We start from the raw sequence: 25337 nt of genomic DNA on the forward strand, positions 1-25337 counted from the left end.
GCTAGGTAATGGACGCTGCAGAGCATGCCTCGACGAGACACTTGCTGCCACGCTGTCACCTTTATCCAAACAGTTGTTACAGCAAAACTGTGAACTAACTGCCTTGCCGACGACAACTCTGATAGCTGCGACGACGCGATGGAGCATACGCGGGCACCAATTTTGGCAACCCTAATATGCCGCGAAACGTGTTGAGCGTTTTCAGCTCATCGCGTTTCGTTCCATCCGGCTTCGTGAGCCAATAATGGCGCAGCTTCTCTGACAGAAGGTGAAGGATGCCTTGCATGCAGGCTGCCACGACAATGCCGGTTGCTCGCACAAAGGCGACCACGGAATTGACTACAGCAATAGCAAATGCAAATCGACGCATGACATCCTCCCCAAGTCACTATGGACTTCGGATTAAAAAAACAACACAACCGCGAGCCAATCGCAATCGTTACGATTTAGATCGGAGCGGGAACGGTCCTATATTAACACCGGGTTCGCAGAAATACAAACAACAGCTTGCTGGGCTGTAGTGTAGCACGCTTGGTGTACGAGTCAGAAGACTGCGAAAGCCATAGAAAGTTCGCAGTCGGACGAACTTTTTTTCTATTTATTTTAATTTACTGCCCACGAGCGTTGCCGCAGGACAGCTAGCTTTTTGAGATCTCGTCAGCCTTAAGTTTGCGAAAAACCAGCATTTTGCTTGGTCTGAGAGCGATTCACGGCGAGACAGGCCGATCGCTTAGCTCTCCGTCGTAGCTGACACGATGGAACTTCTCTGGAGACGTCGAATGCTGCGATCGATTGCGGCTTGCACGAAAGACGAAAAAAGCGGGTGAGCCTGCGTTGGCTTACTTTTGAACTCAGGGTGGAACTGGACTGCGAGGAACCAGGGATGATTGGCCAGCTCTACGATTTCAACCAGTCGACCGTCAGGGCTTACTCCCGAGAACGTCATTCCGTGCTCTTCGAATTGCTGGCGATATGCATAGTTGAACTCGTAACGATGCCTGTGACGTTCTGAAATCTGCAGCGAACCGTACGACTTGGCCGCCATCGAGCCTTCCGTTAGCATCGCCGCTTGCGCTCCGCGTCGCATGGTTCCTCCCAGCTGAGTCACTTCACGTTGCTCATTCATCAAGCAAATGACCGGGTGAGGCGTGTTCTTGTTGAATTCGGTTGAATGAGCGTTCTCAAGGCCAATGACGTTGCGACCGTACTCGATCACGGCGCACTGCATACCCAAACAGATTCCGAAAAATGGGATCTCTCGCTGCCTAGCATACTGGATCGCCTGCACTTTACCCTCGATGCCTCGCTCACCGAACCCACCTGGGATCAACAACGCGTCGTAGCCCGCGAGCAATCGTTCGGCACCTTCTTCTTCAATTTGACCACTGTAAATTCTCGCGATGCGAACTTGTGCATGGCGGTGAATTCCAGCGTGATCAATCGCTTCGTAGATCGACTTGTATGCATCTTTGTGCTCGGCATATTTACCGACGACGGCGATGCTGATTTCGTGTTCGGGACTGCGCAGATTGTGCATCAGATTTTCCCATGCATCAAACACGAGAGGATGGGATGGCAACTGAAGCCGTTTGATAATCTGTTCGTCTAACTTTTTATCTTTGAGGCTGATAGGAACTTCGTAGATTGAAAAGTCCTTGTCTTTCTCTTCGATAACAGCTTCGGGTGGCACATTGCAAAAAAGCGCAATCTTTTGTTGCTCTTCGATGGAGATATTTTGCTCGCAGCGGCAAATAAGAATGTCGGGCTGAATACCGATTTGCCGAAGAAGCTGCACGGAGTGCTGCGTCGGTTTCGTCTTCAGCTCTGCAGCAGCCTTCAGATACGGCACAAGTGTAAGGTGGATGAACAGACAGTTTTCGCGTCCGACGTCCTGCGGGAACTGGCGGATGGCTTCCAGGAACGGAAGACTTTCAATATCGCCCACGGTTCCACCGATCTCCGTGATTACAACATCGGTATCGACGTCACTTACGCGGCTGATCGCATCTTTGATCTCTTGCGTGATGTGGGGAATAACTTGGACCGTCTTGCCTCGATATTCGCCACGGCGTTCGCGCTCGATCACCGCCGAATAGATTTGCCCCGTGGTGTAGTTCGAGTGCCGGTTGAGCAACCCGCTGGTAAATCGTTCGTAGTGCCCCAAATCCAAGTCAGTTTCGCTGCCATCGTCCAACACATAGACTTCGCCGTGTTGATAAGGGCTCATTGTGCCCGGATCGACGTTGATGTACGGATCCAGTTTTTGCATTCTGACGCGAAGCCCGCGTGCCTCCAGCAGCATCCCGATCGACGCGCTGGTTAGCCCTTTGCCAATGGAACTTACGACTCCACCTGTTACGAATATGTGCTTTGTCATGAAAAATCGACGACTGCTGTTTCCAATGCGATGCTTGTTGCCATGCTGGGCAGCAGTTTAGCAGTCGAATGAAAACTTGACAAAGCCAAGCCGCGTACGGTTTGCGATTGACACTCGCGAAACCAGGACGTGATGCCAATAACGCGACGCTTTTTCAGTCTTTATCGCTACAAAAAAGTTGTCGCTTTAAAAAAGCGTCGTAATCTGCCCGGACATCAATACCTGCGACAGAATGATCCACAAGCAAAACCGCCATTTGATGGCCGTCTTGCAAAAACCGCAGCTGTTCCAATTTCTCTGTCTCTTCTAAAGAGCTCGGTGGCAAACTATGCAGGGCTTGTAAAAAACAGCGGCGGTAACCGTACAAACCGATGTGCTGCAGAAATAACGGCGGTTGGCTAGCGAGCATCGCGTCGTCCCATTCTCGAGCAAACGGAATAGGACTGCGAGAAAAATAAAGTGCCCTGCCCTGGTGATCGCACACAACTTTGACGCAATTCGGATTGTTTAAACGCTCTCGTTCGCGAATCGGCGTTGCGAGCGTCGCCAGCGAGATACTCGCATCAACCTGCAAACGCTCTATAACCAAGTCGATCGACGCGGGATCGATTTCCGGCTCGTCGCCTTGAACATTGACGAAGATATCGACGCTGCCGTGACTACTAGCGACTTCAGCTACTCGATCTGTCCCGCTGTTCGCACTGGGATCTGTAAGGCGGGCCTCGCCGCCAAAATCGCGTACGACTTCTAGAATACTGGGATGGTCCGTAGCCACGATAACGTGGCTCGCCAGTTTTGATTTGCAAGCTGCGCGATACGTATGTTCGATCAAAGTCCTTCCAGACTCGCGCAGCAACAGCTTGTTCGGGAGACGTGTCGAGGCAAGCCGAGCCGGAATGACTACGATTGCGTTACAATTTGCCACGGCTAATCTCCTAACAACGATTCAATTTCGCGGACAAAGATTCGCTCTATCCAGCGCCTCAATTGGCACACTTTTGTTGCCACGCGGCGGCCCCTAGCGCCGCTGCGTCGTCACCCAGTTTAGCTGGAACAACCGTGCAGGTACCGCGATAGCAATCGATCAGATATTTATCCATTGTCTGTTGCACGCCGTTAACAAACATATCGCTGAGTGCTTCAACCAAGCCACCGCCCAGAACAATCATATCGGGTGACAATAAGTGAACCATATTTACCGCTGCATAGCCGATTTGTTCAATTGCCCGCTGGACTACCGCTTCGACTTGCACATCCCCTTTGCTGATCGCATCGGCAATAACTTTGCTGCGGACTTCGGCGATATCAGTCCCGGCGGCTTTCAGCAGATTTGGCGCTTCACCTCGAAAAGCCAATCGGGCACATTCACTTGCTATGGAAAGTCGACTTGCTTCGGATTCCAAAGTGCCCATCATATCGATCCCGCCGCGTCGCTCGGAGGAACTGATGCGAATATGACCAATTTCCATGGCGGAGAACTTGCTTCCGTGCAAGATCGCCCCATCGTAGACGCACCCACCGCCGATCCCCGTGCCAGGAAAGATACCTACCGCGCATCGACAACCAACGGCAGCGCCGAAACAGTATTCGCCGTACACACCCGCATCGACGTCGTTGAGAACGGACACTGGGCAGCCAAATCGCTTCTGCAGGTGTTCCCCGATAGCAAAACTTTTCCAGCCAAGGTTCACTGCGACTTGAACGACCCCTTTGGCCATGTCGATTGGTCCGGGGCAGCCGATTCCAATTCCTTGAAGATTAGCGACATCTAGACCATTCTCGCTAATCGCCAAATCAATGGTCTGGCAGATGCGCTCGATACCATCTTTAGCCCCATCCATACCTCGTGTTTTCCGCTTTTTGCGACCTACGATTTTTTGTTGGTCGTCAATTGCAAGGGCAAGCATTTTCGTGCCACCGAGATCAAATCCGATTCGAAATCCAGTGACGTTGGTCAAGTTTTCCATTGAATGGCATTGGTCCACGAAGGAGATAAGCGATGCAAATGAGAACGAGGGAGGCGTACACCGCAGGATTGACACGTCCGTCGGCGCCGCCACTGTTATAGTTTGAGGCAAGCCCTCCCGCTACCGCGACGACATGGCGAAGTGTGGAAACGTAAAAGTTCTTGCCGAGAGCACGTTTCGGGAAAGTTGGGCTGTTGGTACCGATCATGCAGTCGGCAATCTACTGAATATTTAGCAAGGATGCTTGACAACTCTGTTTAACTGCAATTGTAATAGGGGGATAAGCAGGCAGTATTTTTCAGCTGAGGGCGGGAGCTGCCAAACTGTTTAATTATCTTTGTCATATCTGTAAAAGGAAAAGCGAATGAAGAATTTCTGGGCTCTACTACTTGTTTGCTGCGCTACTGTTGTTGTGGCTGGCTGCAGCGACGGAAGCCAAGAAGCTTCTGAAACGGTCACCATTTCGGATCAAGAAGCTCAAATGACCGATTCATATGCAAAGAGCCAACAAGAAGCTGCTAAGTAACTTCTTTTGCTGCAAAGTCTGGGATACCAGGTCAGCAATCTAATGCAAATAAAACGCCATGGTTTCACCATGGCGTTTTTGCATTTTGCCCTTTTTGCAATGTGGCGATGCTGGATTATTGGGTGTCCAGCTGCTGCTTCCAGACTTCCCGAATTAAGCTCAACATCCGCTGAACAGTTCGCCTTGTTCTACCAAGCTTCACAGCAATATCGTTGTCCGTGTAGCCTTCAAGCTTCCAAATGGCGACTTGTTCTAAATTGGGATCCTTCAGAACCTCCAGTAGGTGCTGACATTCAGCTGCCACGGGGTCGGAAGAAGAAAGTGCGCCTTGGCTTGCCTCAGATTCTGCAGCCGCATCGATTACTGGGGGAGTACGTTTGTCTGAAAATTCGTAGTCGACACGCCGGCCGATCTTACGCATCAAAACCGTAAGCATCAGGTTCCAGAGCTCTTCTCTATCCCCTAGCGCAGGATAACGGCCTTTTCTGAGCGTCACGCAGAGAACATTGAAGGTACTGAGCGCCGCATCTTCCTCGTCATAGACCGATCGCGGAAGCGTTGCCATGCGACTGCGGGCCAACCGCATTAAGCTCGTGAAATATCGATTCCATAGCTCTCTTGCCGCTGTCTCGTCTCCATTCCGTACAGCAGCAATCCAGTTCGTAACGGAGTGTTCTTCAGGCTTGCTCACAACACGCGTTGGCCTTCTTCGGAAAAAACTTTCTTTTTATGTCTCAGCATTTACCAAAAATCGCTTTCTTACGGGGGAGCTGGTTCCGTTTCCCGCTGCAGATCTTTATTGACATTCTAGTATACACCGCCACGTGCGGGTATATTTGTACACTATCGAATTGGCAGCGGTAAGCCGTGGACGCACGTATTGTCCGCACAGTTTATTTTAACCAATGATGTTCAACCCGTCGGGTCAATCGGCTCGATTTGGGCTCAAGTTGCCAAGGAATACTGAACAACGTCGATGAAAAAAGTCGCAGTCGCTATCTCAGCTCAGGTACCCAGCCACCAAGAAATCTTCGACGGTGTTTGTGATTTCGCACAGTCAGTCAATGACTGGCTCGTCCTCCCCTATAACGTAGAGAAGCATCCCCCTGGGTTGCTGAAGAAATGGGGACCGGACGCTGTAATTGTATGCACTGACGAGCATGAATGCGACTTGTCGTTCTTGCCGAACAATGCTCTCAGTGTCACAGCCGGAAAAAAAGTTGACAGCATTCCCAATCTCCAGCTTAACACGGAGCTGGTTGCGGAGCTGGTGCTCGGTCACCTAATGCAGAACGGCTACCGATCCGTTGCTTACGCCGGCCAACCCAATGAATATATAGCTGCCATCAGTCGAGCTTGCGAGGAAGACAGCATTTCAATCGACCGGCCAGAGGTGGCGTTAGATTTGGTGGAATTGCTTGATGAAGACTGCTTGAATTGCGAGACACTGCGAGCCTGGATTTCGGGGCAACCGCAACACGTTGCCGTAATTACTGATTCAGCGATGATGGCGGGGCGGATTATCGGACTGGCCAAGCAACTCAGTCTCAACATTCCAACAGATTTGGCGGTGCTTTCTCTTGAAAATGCCGCGCTTTGCAAGCTACCAATCTTCGACATATCAGCCATTGAGGTTTCGAATCGCGAACTTGGATTTCAAGCAGGTAAATCGATCTCCCAAGTCTTTGAAAGCCCCGAACCGATAACCTTACCTTCGATACAAAAAGTCGACGGTGCAACGTTAGTCGCCCGCGGCTCCACGATGGTCCCAGACATGGACTTCGACATTTCGCGGGCTTTGCGTTTTATCGAGGAGAACGCTTGCCGTGGGATCAATGTATCAGACGTTATTGCCACGTTGCGAATGTCTCGTGTCACTTTTGAACGACGTTTTCGCGAATCGACAGGTCGCACACCAGCCGAGCATATTCGAAAGATTCGCATGGAACGGGCGATTCACTTCTTGACCGATACCGACGCACCTATCGCCCGAATCGGCGTCCTGTGCGGCTTCGACAACCTTGCAAACTTCTCGGCGTTCTTCAAGTCGGCCAAAGGCGTAAGCCCTCGTACTTATCGCGAGAAATTCCGCAAAGATAAGTTGGTCGACGCATTGTAGGATGATGCGTGTCAATCGGCTCGAACGGCCCTCCCGCATAGCCCTGCACTATCGCGGATCGTTGATGCTAGAAGATTTAATTCATGCCGCATGCTTCGTGTAATCACGAATCTGTTGCGCCGACGAATCGCTTCGCTTCCGCATTTCGTATTGTGCGATCAACCACCACCTCCGCAGCCCCCGACGTTTGCCTTTTGCTTCAAAGACCTTTCCTAGCGGCCCCGCAAGAATCGAAGGCAGCAGCACGAGTTCCGAAAGGACTCCTGCAACGAGAATCACCAACATCAGCCAGCCGAAGCGTTGCGTTGGCGTGAAAGTACTGAACGCGAATACCGACAAGCCAATACCTGAAATCAACGCCGATTGAATCGTTGGAGTGGCGCATCTGCGGTACGCAGACACAATCGCAAGCTTTCGATCCTTTAGACGATTGAGGTCCGTTCGAAACCACGACAAGAAGTGAATCGTATCATCGACCGCCACACCTAAGGCGATACTTGCCGACATCATCGAACCGATGTCGACGCTGACTCCCAACCATCCCATCATTCCGAAAACGAGGAGGATTGGCATCACGTTGGGAATCATTGCTACAGCTCCAGCACGAATGCTTCGCGACACCAACATCATCAGTGGCGTAATGGTCATGAAAGACCAGATCGTGCTTTCCACCAAGCTTTGCAGCAGTTCTCGCTGAGCTTTATAGACAATGGGCACAACTCCGGTGTAAACAGCCGACAACCAACCGGGATGCTCTGGCCCACCTGCTTGATCTCCGACAACCAAAGTCGGCACACTTGCTTGACCAACGACGCCTAGTTTTAAGTCGACAACACGTTCGACCGCATTGTCGATCGTGTGCACGTCGTTGTCGGAAAACAAACCGGCCAACACAACCGCGTCGAAACTGTTTAGCTTTTTGAGTGCAACCTCTGGCATTGATGCAGGACTAGGTACTCCTTGCACAACTTTGATACGGGCTTTCGTCAACAACTTGACAAGAGCATCCACCATCGATTCGTGCCGGTTTTGCACAGCAGGATCACTATACGGTTGATCCCAAATCAGTACACGACTTCCGCTATAGCGGTCTTTTTCGTCAAATTTCACCAGATCTCGAAGTACTTGGAGTCGATAGTCGTGCGCTTCGGTTATCGGCGCAATTTCATCGCGCAGTTCATGAACGAACTGCCCGTAGTCGACCCCTTCGAAAGCAGCGACGCGAAGGCTGATGCGCCATAACTCACTGCCGTTTTCAGGGTCGATGCGCAGAAAACCACTTTCCATGAAAGATTCGCGAGACTGGCTCAGACGTAAGTCATATGCCGTTCGTTGGATGAAACTGCCTGTATCTCCCGAGGTCGATGGCAAGGATGGAGCAAATGTCGCGGCGGAAAGACTCTTTCCAACCACGTTCTGGCCCGCGACTCCAAATTTTGCCTCGATTGTTTCCTGAATCAGAGCAACCGTTTCAAGACGCTCGAGAAAGGTCAATCGAAAGAGCTCTTCGAGTTCGGTATCAGCCGTACGCGAGCCGGTCGATTGCGATGCGCGATCAAACTTGATCACGATTTCCATCGGCACAAGCCGACCGATATTGTTTTCTAACCAACGATAGTCTTGGAGAATTTTAGCTCGAGAATCAAACAATTCTAAAAGATCAATTGATGTCCGAGTCTTTGTAACTCCCCATCCGACTATGAGGGTGAACAGAATCGATGCAGCAGCCACACCGTAGTGGTTGCGAACGATGAATCGTGCAATTGCAGCCCAAGACCGTTCGGCAAGCGAATTACGCCGCTCTTCTGGAGGCAGGTCTTCGAGTGGTGTATCCCGCTTTTCATTTAGCCATCGACGTCCATATTGCCAATATTGCAGGGCCGAAGGCAAATACAGGAACAGGACCAACAGCAGGATCATCACGCCTGAGGCCGAGTAAAGACCGAATTTTCGGATAGGCGTAAGATCACTGGCGTACAGACTGAGCAACCCTAACGATGTCGTCGTACTGCATAGGATAGCCGGCTTGAAAGCATGAATTGCCGCACGCTCCGTGGCGCGATACATTCCGCCCTCCAAAACAGCATCGCGGTAATAGTTAATAATATGCACCGCACCCGAGATGGTGAGGACGTATACCAGCGAAGGCATCGACAGCACAATCGCGTCGACGGTTTCCCCGGTCACCCATATCACCGCCAGAGAAGCAGCAGCACTCAACACGCCGCATGCGAACACGACCATCGTTAGCTTGATACTTCGCAAAGCCCAGTACGCGAGGATGAGCCCGAGCAGACCAGACAATCCGGCTAGCCGAACAAGCGTCCGCTCACCTTCTTCGTCGATCGCAATGTTATCAACAGGCGGCCCGCCAAAGTGCACATCCTCGGCGGGTATTCCTGCCTTAGCAACGGCGCGGTGGACCAAGCCCGGCGGTATGTCTTTACGCAATTTGAAGACGCGTTTCTGGCCGCGTCCCATGAAATCCTTTAAGTGACTGGTCGCATCAGGACTAACACTAACCACCAGACATGTTTGCCGACCGTCGGGACCAATCAAGCTTCCCTGCAAACGACTGATGGCCGTCTCCCGAGCTATGCTCATCGGCGGCGACATCAGTTCGCGAAGCATCTCGGCGCCATTGGTCACCGACTTGACGTAACGATTGACCAGTTCGGGATCGATATCCGTGTTGATAGCCTCTTCCGCTGATTTCGGGGGGCCATTTTCAAGCTCAGGGACGACCTCCCCCCGCAGCAGCGCAGTTAATTGTGCGATCCGAGGATCGTCTTCCTGGTCGGCACCATTGCCCAGTTTGCATCCCTCCCAAGAGATCAGCACGAACTGATCGGTTGGAAAGTTCTTGCGGAACCAATCAAGTTCCTGCGTTTCTGCAAAACTCTTCGGTAACCAATCTTCGACCTTATTTACATTGCTTTGAATCGCCTTGGCTGCCCCGTAAAAGGTTAAAGGCGCGACGATCAGAACAGCAAGCAAAATCCATTTTGCCCATCGCTCGTAAAAGCTTGGCTTGTCGCTAATTTTGTTACCTAGATGCATCCTTCGGGCCTTGGTAAATGCCGCATTCGAAAAGTCAACGGTCGCAATTCCAATCGACAACGATTGGAGTTTACGAGATTGAGGAAAACACTGCTACAGTTCCTCTCTTACGGTAACGAATGATAATTTTCGCTGCCATAGCGACAACCAGCCCATCCAGCTATTTCGTCCGCAGTTTTTCTGCAGTTTCGGCAAACTGTGACGATACCGAGCGTCGACGGGCCTCCACTTTAACAGTCATTTTTAACTATGGGGACATTCGCAATCGCTTTTTCTATTTATCCAGGAGTCCTGAGAACTCTGGCCTTCGCCCCCAAAAGCGGACGCCGACCGACTGCGGCCAACCGCAGGAGGTGTGCCCCAACAGCCTTCGTTGAGAGAAACTAGGGGCACTTTCAGGCAGTAACCGATCGTGAGGAACTGACTATTTATGAAAAAAGTTGGCTAAAGTCGGCGGTATCCTATTTTTCGCAACTCCCGTTGTCGTTATAAATAGAAAGAGTCGTTGTTGAAATCGAGTCTCAATATACCCTCCGACCTACCTGGCTCGCGATGTCCCTAGCAGTTCAACATATAGTTCCGGTGCCCTTCTCTTTCCTACGTACGAACGAAATGGGAACCGTCAGCGATGTATTCGGCGACGAAGTGGCCGTCCACCGACTCAGCGAAATGGGAATTCACGCAGGGGTGAAAGTTCAGATGGTCCGCCCAGGCTATCCGTGCATTATTTCAGTCAACGGCCGTCGTTTTTCTGTGCGTTTGGACAATAACGTTGACATTTTGGTTGAATCCAACGCGATCTAGTCCTGCGACTAGCAATCTTCGCACTGTTTTAATACCAGCCAGCTTGCCCGATATGACGCTCGATCAACTACCTAACGGGCAAACCTGCGAAATCGTCGACTGCGATGGCGAGGACGAGCTGAGCATTCGCCTGATGGAAATGGGGTTTCTGCCTGGCGAACAAGTTGCCCGGACAGGTCAAGCTCCGCTAGGTGATCCACTCGAATTTCGAATTAACGGGACGCGAATCTCGCTGCGGCGAACGGAAGCCGCGCGAATCCAAATCCAAATGCCAGAGTAATCTGGTTGAAAGATCGATGTCCTCTCTCATAAACGCTCCAGCCATTCAAACGCAAAAGACTCTTACCTTCGCCCTGATTGGAAACCCCAATACCGGCAAGAGTTCACTCTTCAATGCACTTAGCGGCAGTAATGCGGCAGTTGGAAACTATGCCGGGGTGACAGTTGATCTGAAGCGAGCCACGATCGCGCACGAAGGCCGCACGATCGAACTGATCGATCTTCCGGGAACTTATTCGCTGAACGCTCGTTCGCTGGATGAGCAGGTTAGCGTCAACGCCGTCAGCGGCGGAATCCCGTCGATACCCAAGCTTGATGGGATCATTGTCGTTGTCGACGCAACCGCGATTGAGCGGAATCTGTATCTAGTTAGCCAGCTCTTAGAAACCGACTTACCGATTTTGCTTGTGGCGAACATGTGGGACCGGCTAGGAAAGTCCGGTGTTTCGATCGACTTGGATGCTTTAGAAACGGCACTTGGCATCCCAGTCATCACGACATGTGCTTCGAAACGACGCGGCATTCAAGCCGTCAAGAACGCTCTCTTAAAACTCCCCAATCAGCCAAACCGGTCAGCCGTAGATCTCTTTCCAAGCTGCTTGAACACGTCCGCAGGGCAACTTCAGACTTGGTTCCAGGATCGCAATCTACCACTGCGGCCATTCCAAGCTCGACGGCTATTGTTCGATGCAGGTATCCATGCCGACGATTCGATCTTAAAGCGCCTGACCAACGGAAAGCACGTCGTCGAGTTGCGCGAGTTTTTAGCTGACTGCAAAGGGAAGCTGGCCAGCGAGGGACTACCGTTACCGGCTTGCGAGACGCGACAGCGATATGCTTGGATCAAAAAGACGCTCGATGGCATCGTACAACGTACCACACCGGCGCCTGCAATCGAAGATCGCATTGATAAAGTCCTAACACACCAATGGTTTGGACTAATTTTCTTCATTATCGCAATGCTTGGCATTTTTCAGCTATTGTATTCGGACTACACAACCGGCTTGGCCAGTGGCTGGCTGGAAGAGCAACAAGTCGCGGCACAGAACTTCGTCCAAGCTCGGATGCAACCAGGCGCTCTGCGAAGTCTGATTACTGACGGAATACTCGCCGGCATCGGCGCCGTATTGGTTTTCGTTCCGCAGATTGCGGCCCTGTTTCTGCTGTTGGCTATCCTCGAAGACTGCGGATACATGGCGCGTGTGGCGATGGTCATGGATCGGCTAATGAGCAAGCTTGGGCTCAACGGTAAAGCGTTCCTGCCTTTAATGACTTCGTTCGGTTGTGCGGTTCCTGGAATATTAGCAACCCGAACCATTTCAAGTCGGTCGGACCGCTTGCTCACCATGCTGGTTGCTCCATTGATGAGCTGTTCGGCGAGACTTCCGGTTTATGTCTTGATGATTTATGCGTTCGTTCCGAACGAATCCATCCTGGGTGGTTGGCTCAAACTGCAGTCAGCGGTATTACTTGTTATGCTTCTGTTAGGTGCAACGGTGGCGGTGCCTGTAGCTTGGTTGATTCGTAAGTTTTTGCTACCGGGAAAATCGTCACCGTTTGTTTTAGAGCTGCCGGCATACAAATGGCCAAGCTTTTCCGTGGTTTTCGCGCGAGTTCGCGATCAAGTAAAGGAATTTGTTGGCCGCGCTGGCACGCTGATTTTCGCAACGGCGGTCGTAGTGTGGGCCATGCTCTATTTCCCAGGCGACCGTGCGCCACTCTATGAGAAAATGCGTCTACAGCAAGAGTCGTCCGACGAAGCGCAGATTGCACAGTTGGACAGTGAGATTCAATCGATGAACGCCGAACTCGTGCGCGATAGCATGCTGGGCCGGATGGGAATTGCCATGGAGCCCGCGTTTGAGCCACTGGGTTGGGACTGGCGCGTCGGAGTTGGTGTACTTGCGTCTTTTCCCGCTCGTGAAGTGGTGATTGCAACCTTCGGGACGATTTTTGCGCTCGGTGGCGACGTTGATGAAACGAGTGAACCACTGCGTGAAACACTGCAGAACGCCAAGAAAACCGATGGTTCGCCATTGATTACGACATCGGCCGCTTTATCGATCATGGTCTTCTTTGCATTATGCGCCCAATGCGGTGCGACATTGATTATCATGAAGCGAGAAAGCGGCTCTTGGAAATGGCCGATCTTTACATTCTTCTACATGACTGGCCTCGCGTACGTCGGAGCGTTATTAACTTATCAAGTTGCATCACGCTTGATCGGATAAGGTTCTTAAAATGAGCTTCCTGTCAGAAACAGCTCAGACCTATATTGCAGCAGGCTTTGCCGTCATTTGTGCGGCATACCTAATCCTTCGCATCAAGCGAATGTTCTCGAGCACCTCGCAACCAGGTTGCGGATCATGCAGCGGCTGCAGCAAATCGATTGCGAAAGGTCAGTCAATAATCTCCGCCGACTCACTGCGCCAAAAGAAAAATCGCTAAATAGCTTGGGGTTCTACACTCCGTCAGCTACCAGCCTAACGCGCGGTTTCTTCGTAGATTGGTAGGTGCCGATAGTAGACTTCCAACGACAATAGATTCATCGTAGTCACGTACAGCCGACCTCCGAAGACGCCCCAGCGGTCAGGAATTGGGCCGCCCGGATTCCAAGATCCTTCCCATCTGCCTTGCTGCGCCTGAGATTGAATGAGCATCGGGTGCAAAGCCATGTTCCATTTCTGCCAATGCTCGCCCCCCATGTGGAAAATGACCTGCGTCGCGTAATACCAATAATAAGTGTCACGCTGAGGCTTGTCAGTTGTCCCCAACTCGGGAAGTGTTTCGACTAAGCTGTCTGCACCGCGAATCATATCGGCATTGTCTCGTCGCCAACCGGTATACAACCGCAACAACAAACCGACTCCGATCATTGTCGGTGTTGGCACTCTGCCATGCCTCGTCGTCGGTAAATCTGCCGCGCGAGGATTGTAACGGTAGAGGTGCTTTTGTGACGGGCTAGCTTGAGCTTCGTTCAACAGCTTTTCAACGCCTCGATATGCTTTTTCGTCAACTCGCAAACCAGCAAGTTCCGCACTCTTCATCGCCATCATGCACCACCCCGAGACACTCAAATCCGACTCAGTGCGGGCGACATACCGCCAACCGCCCCCGATCGGATCCTGAGTTTGCACAAGATAGTCGATCGATTTCTGCGCCGCACTTCTCAGGCGTTCATCCTGCGTCATTCCGTAAGCCTCGCACAAGGCAAGGGCAGCAATACCATGCGAGTAAAATCGGGCGTTTCGGTCTGACGCTTCATCCATAGGGATGTATAAGTCGCCATTTGCCTGCTGGCGAGCAGTAAGGTATTCGATGGCCTTGGCGCATTGCGTTTGGTACTGGTATTCCATATGAGAGTAACCTGCTCCTTGAAACGCCAGTAAGGCAAGTGCCGTGGCGGCCGTATGGCTGCGGAACAGTGGACGGTCGCCAAAGTCTTCCAGTGCCCAGGAGCCATCTTCTCGTTGATGCTTGGCCAAAAACGCAAGTCCACTCTCGATTGCCGCTTCTGTCTGTGGCCCCCATTGGCCTAGATCGGAAGCATCGGCCGTAGGACTGTTGCGTTCGGCTCGTTTGGCAAAGGCGGGCGCTGGAACTGCGGTGGAAAGGGCTGGACCGGTTGAGAGATTCTCGGCGCGTCCCAACAATTGAGTTCGATTGGTGCCAATTTCGGATGGCAAACGATTCGTCAAACTCGATTGTCCTAAAGTATTGTTAGAAGCAAGATTACTTCGAGGATTCTGACGCATGCCCGTATCGCGTGGGCCTAGTGGAGTTGCTCCAAGATTCCTTGCGTTACTAGTGATTCCACCCGAGACTGCCGAGGAACCGTCGCCACTGCCCTGCCCTGCTCCTTGGGTATCACTCCCTTGCCGTTCACCGTCTGCGCTTCGTGATTGCGAATCGAAAGTCGACGTACGCGCGCGATCGAGGCCCATTGTGGCCACATCTGTACTAGGTAATTCATCGACGCTTGAACCCTGCTCAGGATCAATATCTGGCAAGGTCGATTTCCCTTGTCCAAAAACCAGATCGCTTGGTGATAGTGTTTCACCAATTTCATTTGAACGCGGCATCACTTTAGAAAATCGCTGTTCTTGAAGAAGCTGGTTTTCCAAGCTACCGCGTAGTCCTTGTTGCGTTTGCTCGCGATTCACTACTGCGTCGCTGGATAACGAGCTTTCCGATGGATTGCGAAGTCTTAGCATGTTGGCCGACGGCTGCAGACGCTGGTCGGTTTGGCGCAACGGTGAAATTCGTGCTCGAGGTTCGAGCAATTCGAGATTTCCGTTATCGATCGTCGCGTTTCTCGCTTGTAACGTTGCCTCAGTAGACGCACTGCCTTCAGGATCTTCGACTTGTTGTGGAACTTCGATCTCAGACGAAGAATACTCGTTGCTAAGCGAGTCTGAACTGTCAGCATAGGCTTGACGTGCTATCTCCTGCTCTCGAGAAACTATCTCTGCAACATCCAGGGGCGTCTCCTGCCGCTCGAAGTCCGCGGTTTCAATTCGTTCATTCAGTTGTAAATCCTTCGTTGGAAGCAACTCTACTTTATCAACGGAATCAATTTCGGTTTCTTGCTCATGGCGTAGCGGCGTCTCCAGTGCTTTTGAGTCCAGGAACTCCGAACGTGTTATCGCGTTTGCGATGCTTTCGTTCGAGCTCGCATCGTACTGTGGTTCGTACGACACGGTACTATAATCTTGCGGTTCGTTCCGCTTTATGATGCCGTCTGCTTCACCATCTTTTGTCGCTTGGTGGGCGAACTTCAGAACGACTAGATGAAAGGATCCTAGCAGAATCAAGAGGTGGATCGTGACGCTGAATAGGAATGCACTCTGCAGTGCGCGCTCGACCCAGCGGTTCGCAAAGAGGCTAGAGAAAAGCCCCAGTAGGACAACTCCGGTGGGAACCACTGCAAAGTAGGTCCAGGCATTGTGCAGAATGCGTGGATCATCAAACCTTAGATTTACCGCCACGGCCGCAAGAACCGCACTGCACAGTCCGATCAAAGACGCGTTATAGAGCATATTGCCAGCGTGGCTGATCTGTTCGCGTGGCCTGAGTTCGGACGGCAGATTCATACTAAAATCGAATACTCTAAAACTGTTCGAATTTACATCTGTAATGTACGGTTACATTTTGCGTCGGACGGCTTAAGGCTGATCGGTTTCCTGCGAAGTCGTCAATTTGTAGCTTGGTACTTTCGCCTGATGGCAAACATTTAACACGTCTACAACCGCTTGATAGGGTACTGTTTTGTCTCCGCGAATCACAACGGTTTGATTGACCGGATTGTCGCGGACAGCTTGGTCGATCCGCATCTGGAGTTCTGCAAGGGTCAGGAACGTGCCTTCCATGAAGAATTGGCCCGTGGCATCGACGTTTACCACCAGTATCTCCGGGTCGATGGTCATGGGCAGCGCGCTGCTTGCTGAAGGCAGCTTTACTGGTAGCTCCATGTCTTCCCGTGCAAATTGCGATGCGACTAGGAAGAAGACTAGCAACAGAAACACCACGTCGATCAGCGGTGTCAGCGAAAGTGCCGCGGAAGCGATCGGCTTTTTGATGGAAACGCTCATGGCTAATTCGACCTCGGCGTTTGTGGGCGATCGGAACGAATGGTCGCCCCGCTTCGACGAGCCAAACTAGGCTGCGATTCGTGCGATCGCTCTGCGCCGATTCCATCGGGGCTTCCAACAACTTTAGGACGGCCATGATTCATGCCGCTTATATCTTCGGCAGAGCCATCGGAATTAACCCGCGGGGGCATGTTGTTGATATCGCGCGAGGCAAGTTCCCGGCCAATCGGGTCGAAACGTACTCGCCCTTCGTAGTACTCCAAACGCGGAAGCAGCAGCGCGACGAGATCTTCAATTCTCCGAAACTGTCGCAGAATACGGTTCTCGAAGTATTGGGCGATCGCAGCAGCAGGAATCGCGATGATAAGCCCAACCAGCGTCGTGACGAGAGCCTCGTAGATCCCTGTAGCTAACACTTCGGCACGATTTTGTGTTGGGTCTAGCTGCGTTGTGTCGTGAAACGCCCGAATCAATCCCCAGACCGTGCCGAGCAAACCAAGCAGCGGGGCGACTCCGGCTAGAAAGGCGAGCCAACGGACCGGCCCAGTCGCCGTATCAACTTCACGTTGCAACGCGTCACCAGCACTCTTTTCAATTTCGCTCAAAGGTCTGCCAGTTCGAACTAGAGCGGTCGCAACAACGCTTGAACCAACGGAAGGATTTTTGAGACACAGCTGATACGCATCTTGAACGGGCAAAACTTCCGACTGCCGAATCATTTGCATCAATGACTTCGTAAGCGAACGTGGAAGTAGGCGTCCCTGTCGCAATGAAAAAAGTCTTTCAAATGACCACATCACCACAAACAGCGAAACGATCCCGAGCGGGACCATTACCCAACCGCCTTGTAGCAGTAGGCTAAAGGCGTCTATACCTTTACCACCAACGTTTGTGGTCTCTTCGGTTTGGTCCGACTTGGCAGCTTGCTGCAGCGCAGCGATCTCGGTTGGGTCAACCAAACGGCTAGATGGATCCTGAGAATCAGGCTGCAGCAGAAAACGCGGTTGTGCACCATTCTGGGCATTCGTCACGCTACATGAGAATGCCAAAACAAAGAAAAGAACTAGAGTAAGCTGCGACGTGGATCGCAATTTTGATGTTTGTTTAAAAGTAGAAATCATCCACCGACTCGACTTAAAGCCCATCCGAGAGCCAGGTTACCCTACTCTGGCGAAGCCAAAAAACCAATGAAATCGTCTCGCCGCCAAAAGGGGCAACTCCCCCCGTTCGATACGCTTACCAGGATTATCATGCACTCGTTGTCCACCCTGTTTGGCGAAGTATCCCCAGGCTGGTTCCCCAGCCGAATGGGTCGATCGCTTTGTCTGGGCCAACGCTGGCAAGAATCGATAATTGCACGACTTGCCGCCCACACATAGCCCGCACGCGTGAGCAGCATTCTTATGCTAACGATTTTTTGAAGTTTCGCGATGGAAAATCGCTCCGCAAATGCAGATGTCTCCAAATCCGCCCAGATACGAACGAATGTTGTCCAGATCGACTCTACTTCATTTGCTTGAGTTCGCTAAGTCGGCTGCGTGCCTGGTTTGCGAGTTCATGTTGAGCGTGGTTGGTAACCACAAATTCGTAAAAGTCTTCGGCGACATTAGTCGCTCGCTGACGTGACTCCCCTCGGAGATCGCCGATCAATAGATCTGCACAACGTCCTGCTTCAATTGCCGACCTAGCTTGCCAGTTCTTGATTTCATCAGGGGCTTGCGTAGCGCCATAGCCATACATGACTTTCTGATATTCTTGTATGGCTTTTGCAAAATCGCGTTTTGCAAAGTAAATCTCGCCGATCATAAATCTCGATCTAGCACCGATTTCATTGCGTTGCGAATCTGCAACCTCTTCGAAAGCCCGGGCGGCGGCATCAAGATTTTTTTGATTTTGCAGGGCGAACGCTTTTTCGAACTGAGCAAGGGCGAGGTACGAAGAGTCTGGCGCAACCTTCGCAAGTTGCTCGGCAAACTCAACGCAGTTTTTCCAGTCCTTCATTTCGCGAGCAGCCTGGGCGCCGTGCAAGTAGATCAATTCTTCGACTTGCGAATCGACAGTTTCTTGCAAGCTGGGGTCTTGCAGCATTGTGCGCGCCTTTGAGTACTGCGCGAGTGCCTTCTTGTAATCGCCAAGCTTCATCGCACATTCGCCCTGCATAAAGACGCTGTCGATCGCCAATTCGCCGTCGGGAAATTCGCGGGCTAGATCGGTAAAGAATCTCGACGCTTGATTCCAGTCAGACTGTTGAAAATAGGTCCAGCCGAGCTTGTAGAGTGATTTTTCGCGAACAAAGCTATCATCCGTCTTGGTCATCGCAATGGTATACGCTTTGACTGCGGAATCGAAATCTTGTTTGTCGTAATTCTGCTGAGCTACGTGATAAAAGGCTTCTGCTGCGAGTGGGCTGTTGGGGAAGCGTTTCGTCAATTCGTCAAAGACTGTCAGTGCAACGTCTTCACGACCGTTTCTTCGGAGAGCCCAGGCGTTTTCGTAAAGTGCTTTGTCGATGTCCGGGAACGTCGGAAACTCAGTGGCTAGTTTTTGCAAGGTAGCATTCGACTCCTGCCATTGTTCCGCATGCGAGTACGCAATACCCAGCTCCAACAGCAACTTGGCTTGCATGCTTCGGTCTACATCGGACGCAGATGCGTTCGATGTAATCGCTTCGAGAATTTTTACAGCTTCCGTTGGTTTGCCGACTTCCCGCAGGCAAATCGCAGCGGCCAATGTAGCCTCTTGCCTGAGTGCCAGATCACTAGTTGTCGTTGAGACCTGAACGGCTAGTTGAAGGGCTTGCTGGAATTGGCCCTGTTGAATAAGGACCCAAGACTTTCCATACTTTGCGTAGTCTATTAGTTCGAGTTCATCCTGTGCATTCAATACGGCATCGTATGCAGCGATGGCAGCGTCGAATAGACGAGCGTCTGCAGAAAGTTGGCCTAACCGAAATTGAGCTTGAGTCTTAAATGGCGAGTTCGGAAACTTGGAGACAAGCGTTTCGAGAGTTGATTTAGCTTTCTCATTGTCACCTGTTTTGGCATATGCCTCAGACAGAACCAAATACGCTTCATCCGCGCCGCTCCAAGCGGGTTCGATTGCCACTGACTTTGAGAGGTACTCGATGGCTTCGCTGAATTTCTCTTGTTTGAAGTTTGAAGCCCCAAGTAAAAAGAGAGCTTCCCCTTGTGCATTGAAGTCTTTGTTTTCGGAGACAATTTTCTTCAAAGCTGGAATTGCTTTGTCAAAGTTGTCGGCAAAGAAATAGGCCGCCGCGGCGCGAAGTTTCCAGGCATCTCGTTGTGGTGCATCTGGATAAGCCGCAACTAGCTGCTCAAATGCAGAAGCTGCGTCGGCGCGTTTACCCGATTGCAAAAGCGCTTCGGCGCGGATGAAGGCGACCTCGCTGGCAAGTGGATTTTCTTTGTAACGTTTGGCAAAAAATTCGGCCCATTTCTCGGCATCGACAGCGTTGCCTTTTCGTAAAGCAGCAAAGGCAGCGTTATAAGCAGCTCGTGGAGCCGCCGCATGGTCTTCGTGCTCAAGCGCAACCGCTTCGTAAAGAGCCGCTGCTTCATCACGACCTTCTTCTGAGTTCGCCAAGGCATCAGCCAAGTCAACTTGAAGTGCGACTCTCCATTCAGAGTCGCTGGCCCAACTGAGAGCATCACGTGCAATCTGCACTACATCATTGGGTCTATTTTGCAAAATAGCGATCTGTGCGAGCCAATGCGCTGCTTGGGTTGCTAACTCATCTTTTCCTGGCAATAGCTTTTCAAAATAGGTTTTTGCTTCGTCGTAGCGTTGGTCGCGCATTAAAGCCTGACCTGCCGCTAACTCTGAATCGGTTGAATACTGGGAATTAGGGAACTCCTTGGCAAGCATTTGATAAATAGCCGACGATTTCTCGAAATCGCCCGCTTTTGCCAAAGCATAGCCGTAGCGATATAACACATAATCGCGCATGGGCGACTTAGGATCATCGGCGAGCTTGGCAAGTAATTCAACGGCGGCTTTGGCATCTCCTTCGGCAATTAAAAATTCCGCTTTGCGCAATTGCACTTCACGGCCGAGTCGATGATCTGGGAAATCTTGCAAGAAGCGATCATAGTTCTCAAGAGCGAGCTTTGGTTGCTTTTGCTCTTCGAATGCGACGCCGAGGGCATACAGCGCATCAGGCAAAACTGCAGATTTAGCGAACTTGCTATTGCTCGTCAGCTGCCGATACATCGTCGCCGCGCGCTGGACATTGCCCAATTGATATTCACTTTCGGCTGCATAAAACAACGCCTTATCTGCGTACGACCCATCTGGGTACTTGTCCAGAAATTCGCTTAAAACGCGTATGGCATCCTGCAGCCTCTTCTCCTTTAGGCCACTTTCCAAGTCTCTTGAGGTGTAGAAAAGACTCCACCCCAAGTTTACTAGCGATTCCTCGCGAACCTCTAGTTTTGGATCGCGAAGCGCCGCATGAAACGACTGAATAGCCGCTTCATAATCGGGTTTTTCGATTTGCAAATAGCACACGCCTAGGTAATGGCGGGCCTTCGACGACAGCGGATCCTGAGGATATTTGTCGAGGAATTTCTTCCACGCCTCCGCTGCCAAGGCATATGCCCCAGCGTTCTGAAAATTGGCCGCATCGGTATAGAGATTTACAACTTCTTTTGCAGCCTTTCCTGCAGCATCCACTTTCTGTGGCGGACGATTCGCGTTCGGATTTGCTTGCTGATTCGCCGGTGGGCGCTGATTGGGTCGCGGACGTTGAGCAAAAATCTCAGGCGTCAGCGATGCGGTAGTCAACGCAAAACAGGCCGAACATAGGCTCCATCGCAAAATCGCCCTCGCACGCACTGGCGAAGCAAAAATGCGTTTGCAAATCGATTCAATGGAGCATGTTTGCTGTTGAAAATCGTTCGACCCCAATTTGATTACCATAGCGTAGCGTCCCAAGGAAAAGGCAAGTTTCGGCAGCGTCCGTTTGGAAACAAGCATCCAATTGAATCAATTGCGAAGAGAATCAGGCGTATTACGTTAGGTCGACAGTTTGGCTCACATGAGCAACCTGATCGACCGCAGAATGGCATTTGGGTGCATTTAGCCGACGTCGCAACCGGAAGCACTTGCAAACTTAGCGAAACACTCAAACAGAACTCATTGTGCCCAATTTTCGCCGTCAGAACAATCGAAACTCTGCCTAGTGTTCTATATGGATAAAGTCATTTTGTATAAAGTGATAGATCTTTTGCTGACTAATTGTGACCCGCTGAGTATGAAATGCGAATTCTAGTAACAGGTGGTTCCGGCTTCATAGGTTCCCATCTTTCGGAAAAGCTTCTGGAAGAGGGGCACTCGGTCACCATCATCGATGACTTAAGTACCGGCCGAAAACGCAATCTCGCCTCGGTGCTCGACCATCCCAACCTGGAAATTATCGAAAGCGACCTCGCTGACGAACGACTCGTTCGACAGCAGTGCCGCCGCTGCGACCAAGTTTATCATCTGGCGGCTGCCGTTGGTGTTGCTCTGATCGCGGCTAGGCCCACAGAAACGATCCATCGAAATATTTACCCTACGCAGTTGCTCCTGGAAGCCTTGCAGGAGGAAAAAAGTTGCAACCGCAATGTGCCTCTGTTTCTGGCAAGCACCAGCGAAGTCTACGGAAAGAATCCGAAATCGATCTGGAACGAACAAGACGACTTGGTGTTCGGCGCTACGACTAAACCCCGTTGGAGCTATGGGGCAAGTAAGGCAATCGATGAATTTCTCGCCCTGGCTTGCGTGCGTGAAAACCAGCTCCCGATTGTGATTGGCCGATTTTTTAACGTCGTCGGACCTCGACAAACAGGTACCTACGGAATGGTTCTTCCGCGTTTAGTAGCCGCCGCCATGCAAAATAAACCCCTGATCGTTCATGATGACGGGCAGCAACAACGCTGCTTTGCGCACGTGAACGACGTCATCCACGCAATTACCTCGTTGATGGCAACGCCCGCTTCGTTTGGTCGCGTCTACAACATTGGATCGGACCAGCCGATCAAAATCCTTGAATTGGCCGAGCTGGTTTGTGAGATCGTCAACCCAAAAGCAAGTATCCAGTTTCAAAGCTACACCGATGCGTATGATGCCGATTTCGAAGATATACGTCGTCGCGTCCCCGACCTCAGCCGACTTGAAAAAACCATAGGGTACAAGCCGCGGCATGATCTCAAGCAAATCATCACCGACGTTTGGCAGCAAATGCGAGCCGAAGCCAGCCTAGATGTTTAGCAAGCTCAATGTGAGAAAGTGTCGCGAAATGAGTCGCCGCATGCATCGAGCGACGGCAGCGATGGTGCCGAAACAGTGAATCGGACATGGTTTGAAATCGTTACGAAACGCAAAACCTTTCCCCTTCAGCAATATATGGCGATTAAATAGGCGCAACTAGCTATGGGCTCGAGGTTTGCTTAAGATAGAGTTTCCTTGATGTGCGCCAGTTTCGGTTCGCAAATTCTAGCGACACTTATCCCTCAGCAATCGCTCTAAATCTCATGTCAACGAGCTCGCAGATCCTCTTTAAGAATGCTCATTTGAATCGTCAACGCCGGGCTGCGCGCGCCGGGTTTACGCTGATCGAAGCGCTGATTGCGGTTACAATCACGTTGATCATGATGCTGGCCCTGTCGCAGGGTTTTGCCCTTATGAGCGAGAGCATTTCAGAAGGCCGGTCCAAGCTCACGCTCAGCGACCAGCTCCGCGGAATCTCCAGCATGTTGCGCGAAGACCTGGATGGAATGACTGCGGGAGGCGACCCGATGTCGGAGTCAAGCCGTTCTGGATACCTGGAGTATCTGGAAGGTGCGCTGAATGATTTTAGTGCCACCCTGGCCAGTTATGCACCGACAGAACAAAACGTTGAAGCCAAAATTCCAGCCAGCCGCTTTGGCGACTTCGACGACATCATCGCATTCACAGCCAAGGCCAAGAAAGGGTCGTGGTTTTATGGTGAAGTGCCCTACCCTCTTATCGCCGGCCAGATCGAAGTCATCAAAGGAACTACGCCGACGAACTACACCGCCGAACAGTGGGCCACCAGCGTCACAGTAGCATCAGACACTGCCGAGATTATCTATTACATGTCCCCCTGGGGCGCCGATTATCAACAGTACCACGATCCAGCAACCGGATTGATCAACTACCCGATCAATGGAATGACGCTTGAACCGCTCCTCGTCGACAATGATTCTGCCCAGTTTGTTCCCGACCGAATGGCTCTCTGCCGCCGAGTTCTACTCGTCCTACCGGAATTGAATTTACCTGTACAAACAACAATGCCCGATGGTTCGGTCGCTCTAGAGGCTCAGCTTTTCTACAATTCAAAAGCCGCTGGCGGGACACAGTTACTTGCAGATCCATTGGGTGCGCCTGGGTCACCGAATATTCTCAACTACCGATTGGGGATGCAACATGCTTATCAACGATGCGATTTGTCTGTTCGCCGCGTTCGCGATGGCAACATGACAGATGCCGATCCAATTGCAGCCAATTCCTTAGAAGATTTGCAAGATCCGCGCAACCGTTTTGCGCACTGTGTGCTACCGCTCGGTGGCAACGACACGACTCTGCCGATGTGGTCTTTGACTGGTCCCATTCCCTTGCAGGGCTTGATGCTTAATAACAACAGCATCGTCAACTGCGGTTTTCTATTTCCACAGTTCTACCGCCAGAAGCGTGTCGAGAACGTCAACGTTTCCAGCGCTAACCCTGTTAGGTTTGATATTGCACTAAGCGAAGTCCTAGCCAGCAACTGCATCGGATTCGACGTGAAAGGCTTTGATGCAACTGCGGCTCACCTGTTTCATGTCGGTGCGGACGGAATTCCTGGAGACCAATCAACGACCGTCTTAGGTGCTCCCGGTACCGATGATGCGATTGTAAGTGGTTCTGACCCTGGGTTTGCCGGCGCGGTTCAGGCTTATGTAGATGACGGCGGAACCAACCCTTTACAATATTTCATTGCCAAACAAGGGGGCTTTGTTGATTTAGGATGGTCTACTAAAACCATCCGCAGCGCGACTCTATATGAAAACCAAACTGGCAACAACTTTGCTTGGGCCACGGGTGCACAAATTGGTAATAGCTGGAACAATTTCAGCTTTCTACATTCTAATTTGTCCATGACCCGGCAGTTCAATCCTGGAGCGCGTCTGCTTCCGGCATCACTTGCAAACATTAAATCAGGCTCAACTTTTTTCACCACAAATCAAGCTTTCTATCAACCACGTTTCGACACCTTCACCAGCCGTTATGAAACCGATGGCTACTTCCAAGAGACGATTTATGACGGTGCAATACCAACAGGCGCGATCTGGAGAAACGGACAGTTCGCATTATTGAATCCAGGCATCCCCACAGCACCGAATCCTTTGGCTGATTTTGGAGCTAACGGTATCGATGACCCACCGTATGTCGGGGGCATAGACGACATAACCGAGCAAGAAACCAGCCCCCCTATAACGACCGCAATGCCTGCGATACAAGTTCTCATTCGCGTGCAAGACAGTGGCGCGAGTTCAATCCAACAGATCGCTGTTACGCACGAGCTACGAATGTCGAACTAGTTCCCTGAACG

17 protein-coding genes are annotated in these 25337 nt (G+C 51.4%); 7 read left to right on the forward strand and 10 right to left on the reverse strand.

The features are described 5' to 3' along the window. Positions 1–94: 94 nt before the first annotated feature. The 4 genes from SH451x_RS22290 to SH451x_RS22305 form a co-directional block, all read right to left on the reverse strand. Positions 95–370, reverse strand: coding sequence for a hypothetical protein (locus tag SH451x_RS22290; RefSeq protein WP_479359382.1), 276 nt, complete (start codon positions 368–370; stop codon positions 95–97). Positions 371–730: 360 nt separating this feature from the next. Further along, complete coding sequence (gene pyrG / locus SH451x_RS22295) at positions 731–2377, reverse strand: CTP synthase (protein WP_479359384.1); 1647 nt, start codon at positions 2375–2377, stop codon at positions 731–733. Positions 2378–2531: 154 nt separating this feature from the next. Continuing rightward, entirely contained in the window at positions 2532–3302 is a 771-nt protein-coding gene (gene kdsB / locus SH451x_RS22300) for a 3-deoxy-manno-octulosonate cytidylyltransferase (protein WP_479359385.1), read from the reverse strand. Between the two features lie 58 nt (positions 3303–3360). Then, positions 3361–4344 (reverse strand): ROK family protein, encoded by a 984-nt coding sequence (locus tag SH451x_RS22305; protein ID WP_479359387.1) that lies wholly within the window; start codon positions 4342–4344, stop codon positions 3361–3363. A gap of 364 nt (positions 4345–4708) precedes the next feature. Between SH451x_RS22305 and SH451x_RS22310 the strand changes: the two genes are divergently transcribed. Further along, on the forward strand, positions 4709–4870 hold the full coding sequence (locus SH451x_RS22310; protein ID WP_479359389.1) for a hypothetical protein: 162 nt from the start codon (positions 4709–4711) through the stop codon (positions 4868–4870). A gap of 115 nt (positions 4871–4985) precedes the next feature. On the opposite strand, the gene SH451x_RS22315 is transcribed toward SH451x_RS22310, so the two are convergent. After that, on the reverse strand, positions 4986–5561 hold the full coding sequence (locus SH451x_RS22315) for an ECF-type sigma factor (RefSeq protein WP_479359391.1): 576 nt from the start codon (positions 5559–5561) through the stop codon (positions 4986–4988). 285 nt (positions 5562–5846) lie between these two features. On the opposite strand from SH451x_RS22315, the gene SH451x_RS22320 reads away from it, so the two are divergent. Then, entirely contained in the window at positions 5847–6989 is a 1143-nt protein-coding gene (locus SH451x_RS22320; protein ID WP_479359393.1) for a helix-turn-helix domain-containing protein, read from the forward strand. Between the two features lie 81 nt (positions 6990–7070). Here SH451x_RS22320 and SH451x_RS22325 read toward each other — a convergent pair whose 3' ends face one another. Then, positions 7071–10049 (reverse strand): efflux RND transporter permease subunit, encoded by a 2979-nt coding sequence (locus SH451x_RS22325; protein ID WP_479359395.1) that lies wholly within the window; start codon positions 10047–10049, stop codon positions 7071–7073. Positions 10050–10661: 612 nt separating this feature from the next. Between SH451x_RS22325 and SH451x_RS22330 the strand changes: the two genes are divergently transcribed. The 3 genes from SH451x_RS22330 to feoB are packed head-to-tail and all read left to right on the forward strand — an operon-like array spanning position 10662 to position 13363. Further along, complete coding sequence (locus tag SH451x_RS22330) at positions 10662–10853, forward strand: FeoA family protein (protein WP_479359396.1); 192 nt, start codon at positions 10662–10664, stop codon at positions 10851–10853. Continuing rightward, entirely contained in the window at positions 10834–11133 is a 300-nt protein-coding gene (locus SH451x_RS22335) for a FeoA family protein (RefSeq protein ID WP_479359398.1), read from the forward strand. The genes SH451x_RS22330 and SH451x_RS22335 overlap by 20 nt, the downstream gene beginning before the upstream one ends. Before the next feature lie 16 nt (positions 11134–11149). After that, the gene (gene feoB, locus SH451x_RS22340; protein WP_479359399.1) at positions 11150–13363 is read left to right on the forward strand and encodes a ferrous iron transport protein B; all 2214 of its coding nucleotides are present in this window, start codon (positions 11150–11152) and stop codon (positions 13361–13363) included. Positions 13364–13615: 252 nt separating this feature from the next. Here feoB and SH451x_RS22345 read toward each other — a convergent pair whose 3' ends face one another. The 4 genes from SH451x_RS22345 to SH451x_RS22360 form a co-directional block, all read right to left on the reverse strand. After that, complete coding sequence (locus SH451x_RS22345) at positions 13616–16225, reverse strand: prenyltransferase/squalene oxidase repeat-containing protein (protein ID WP_479359400.1); 2610 nt, start codon at positions 16223–16225, stop codon at positions 13616–13618. A 72-nt stretch (positions 16226–16297) separates the two neighbouring features. Next, the gene (locus SH451x_RS22350) at positions 16298–16723 is read right to left on the reverse strand and encodes an ExbD/TolR family protein (protein WP_479359401.1); all 426 of its coding nucleotides are present in this window, start codon (positions 16721–16723) and stop codon (positions 16298–16300) included. Positions 16724–16725: 2 nt separating this feature from the next. Beyond that, positions 16726–17844: a MotA/TolQ/ExbB proton channel family protein gene (locus tag SH451x_RS22355; protein ID WP_479359402.1), complete on the reverse strand. Its 1119-nt coding sequence runs from the start codon at positions 17842–17844 to the stop codon at positions 16726–16728. Between the two features lie 382 nt (positions 17845–18226). Then, the gene (locus tag SH451x_RS22360) at positions 18227–21661 is read right to left on the reverse strand and encodes a tetratricopeptide repeat protein (protein ID WP_479359403.1); all 3435 of its coding nucleotides are present in this window, start codon (positions 21659–21661) and stop codon (positions 18227–18229) included. A 339-nt stretch (positions 21662–22000) separates the two neighbouring features. Here SH451x_RS22360 and SH451x_RS22365 point away from each other — a divergent pair, with 339 nt between their 5' ends. Beyond that, the gene (locus SH451x_RS22365; protein ID WP_479359405.1) at positions 22001–22993 is read left to right on the forward strand and encodes an NAD-dependent epimerase/dehydratase family protein; all 993 of its coding nucleotides are present in this window, start codon (positions 22001–22003) and stop codon (positions 22991–22993) included. 302 nt (positions 22994–23295) lie between these two features. Next, a complete protein-coding gene (locus SH451x_RS22370; protein WP_479359406.1) occupies positions 23296–25326 on the forward strand; it encodes a PulJ/GspJ family protein in 2031 nt (676 codons plus the stop codon). Positions 25327–25337 lie beyond the last annotated feature (11 nt).

The organism is Njordella aestuarii (assembly GCF_056494165.1).

Bases quoted from the DNA above. Each gene is read 5' to 3' on its own strand.
- SH451x_RS22290 (WP_479359382.1), bottom strand. From the start codon at position 370: ATGCGTCGATTTGCATTTGCTATTGCTGTAGTCAATTCCGTGGTCGCC.
- pyrG (WP_479359384.1), bottom strand. From the start codon at position 2,377: ATGACAAAGCACATATTCGTAACAGGTGGAGTCGTAAGTTCCATTGGC.
- SH451x_RS22305 (WP_479359387.1), bottom strand. From the start codon at position 4,344: ATGGAAAACTTGACCAACGTCACTGGATTTCGAATCGGATTTGATCTC.
- SH451x_RS22310 (WP_479359389.1), top strand. From the start codon at position 4,709: ATGAAGAATTTCTGGGCTCTACTACTTGTTTGCTGCGCTACTGTTGTT.
- SH451x_RS22320 (WP_479359393.1), top strand. From the start codon at position 5,847: ATGAAAAAAGTCGCAGTCGCTATCTCAGCTCAGGTACCCAGCCACCAA.
- SH451x_RS22325 (WP_479359395.1), bottom strand. From the start codon at position 10,049: ATGCATCTAGGTAACAAAATTAGCGACAAGCCAAGCTTTTACGAGCGA.
- SH451x_RS22330 (WP_479359396.1), top strand. From the start codon at position 10,662: ATGGGAACCGTCAGCGATGTATTCGGCGACGAAGTGGCCGTCCACCGA.
- feoB (WP_479359399.1), top strand. From the start codon at position 11,150: ATGTCCTCTCTCATAAACGCTCCAGCCATTCAAACGCAAAAGACTCTT.
- SH451x_RS22345 (WP_479359400.1), bottom strand. From the start codon at position 16,225: ATGAATCTGCCGTCCGAACTCAGGCCACGCGAACAGATCAGCCACGCT.
- SH451x_RS22350 (WP_479359401.1), bottom strand. From the start codon at position 16,723: ATGAGCGTTTCCATCAAAAAGCCGATCGCTTCCGCGGCACTTTCGCTG.
- SH451x_RS22355 (WP_479359402.1), bottom strand. From the start codon at position 17,844: ATGATTTCTACTTTTAAACAAACATCAAAATTGCGATCCACGTCGCAG.
- SH451x_RS22360 (WP_479359403.1), bottom strand. From the start codon at position 21,661: ATGGTAATCAAATTGGGGTCGAACGATTTTCAACAGCAAACATGCTCC.
- SH451x_RS22365 (WP_479359405.1), top strand. From the start codon at position 22,001: ATGCGAATTCTAGTAACAGGTGGTTCCGGCTTCATAGGTTCCCATCTT.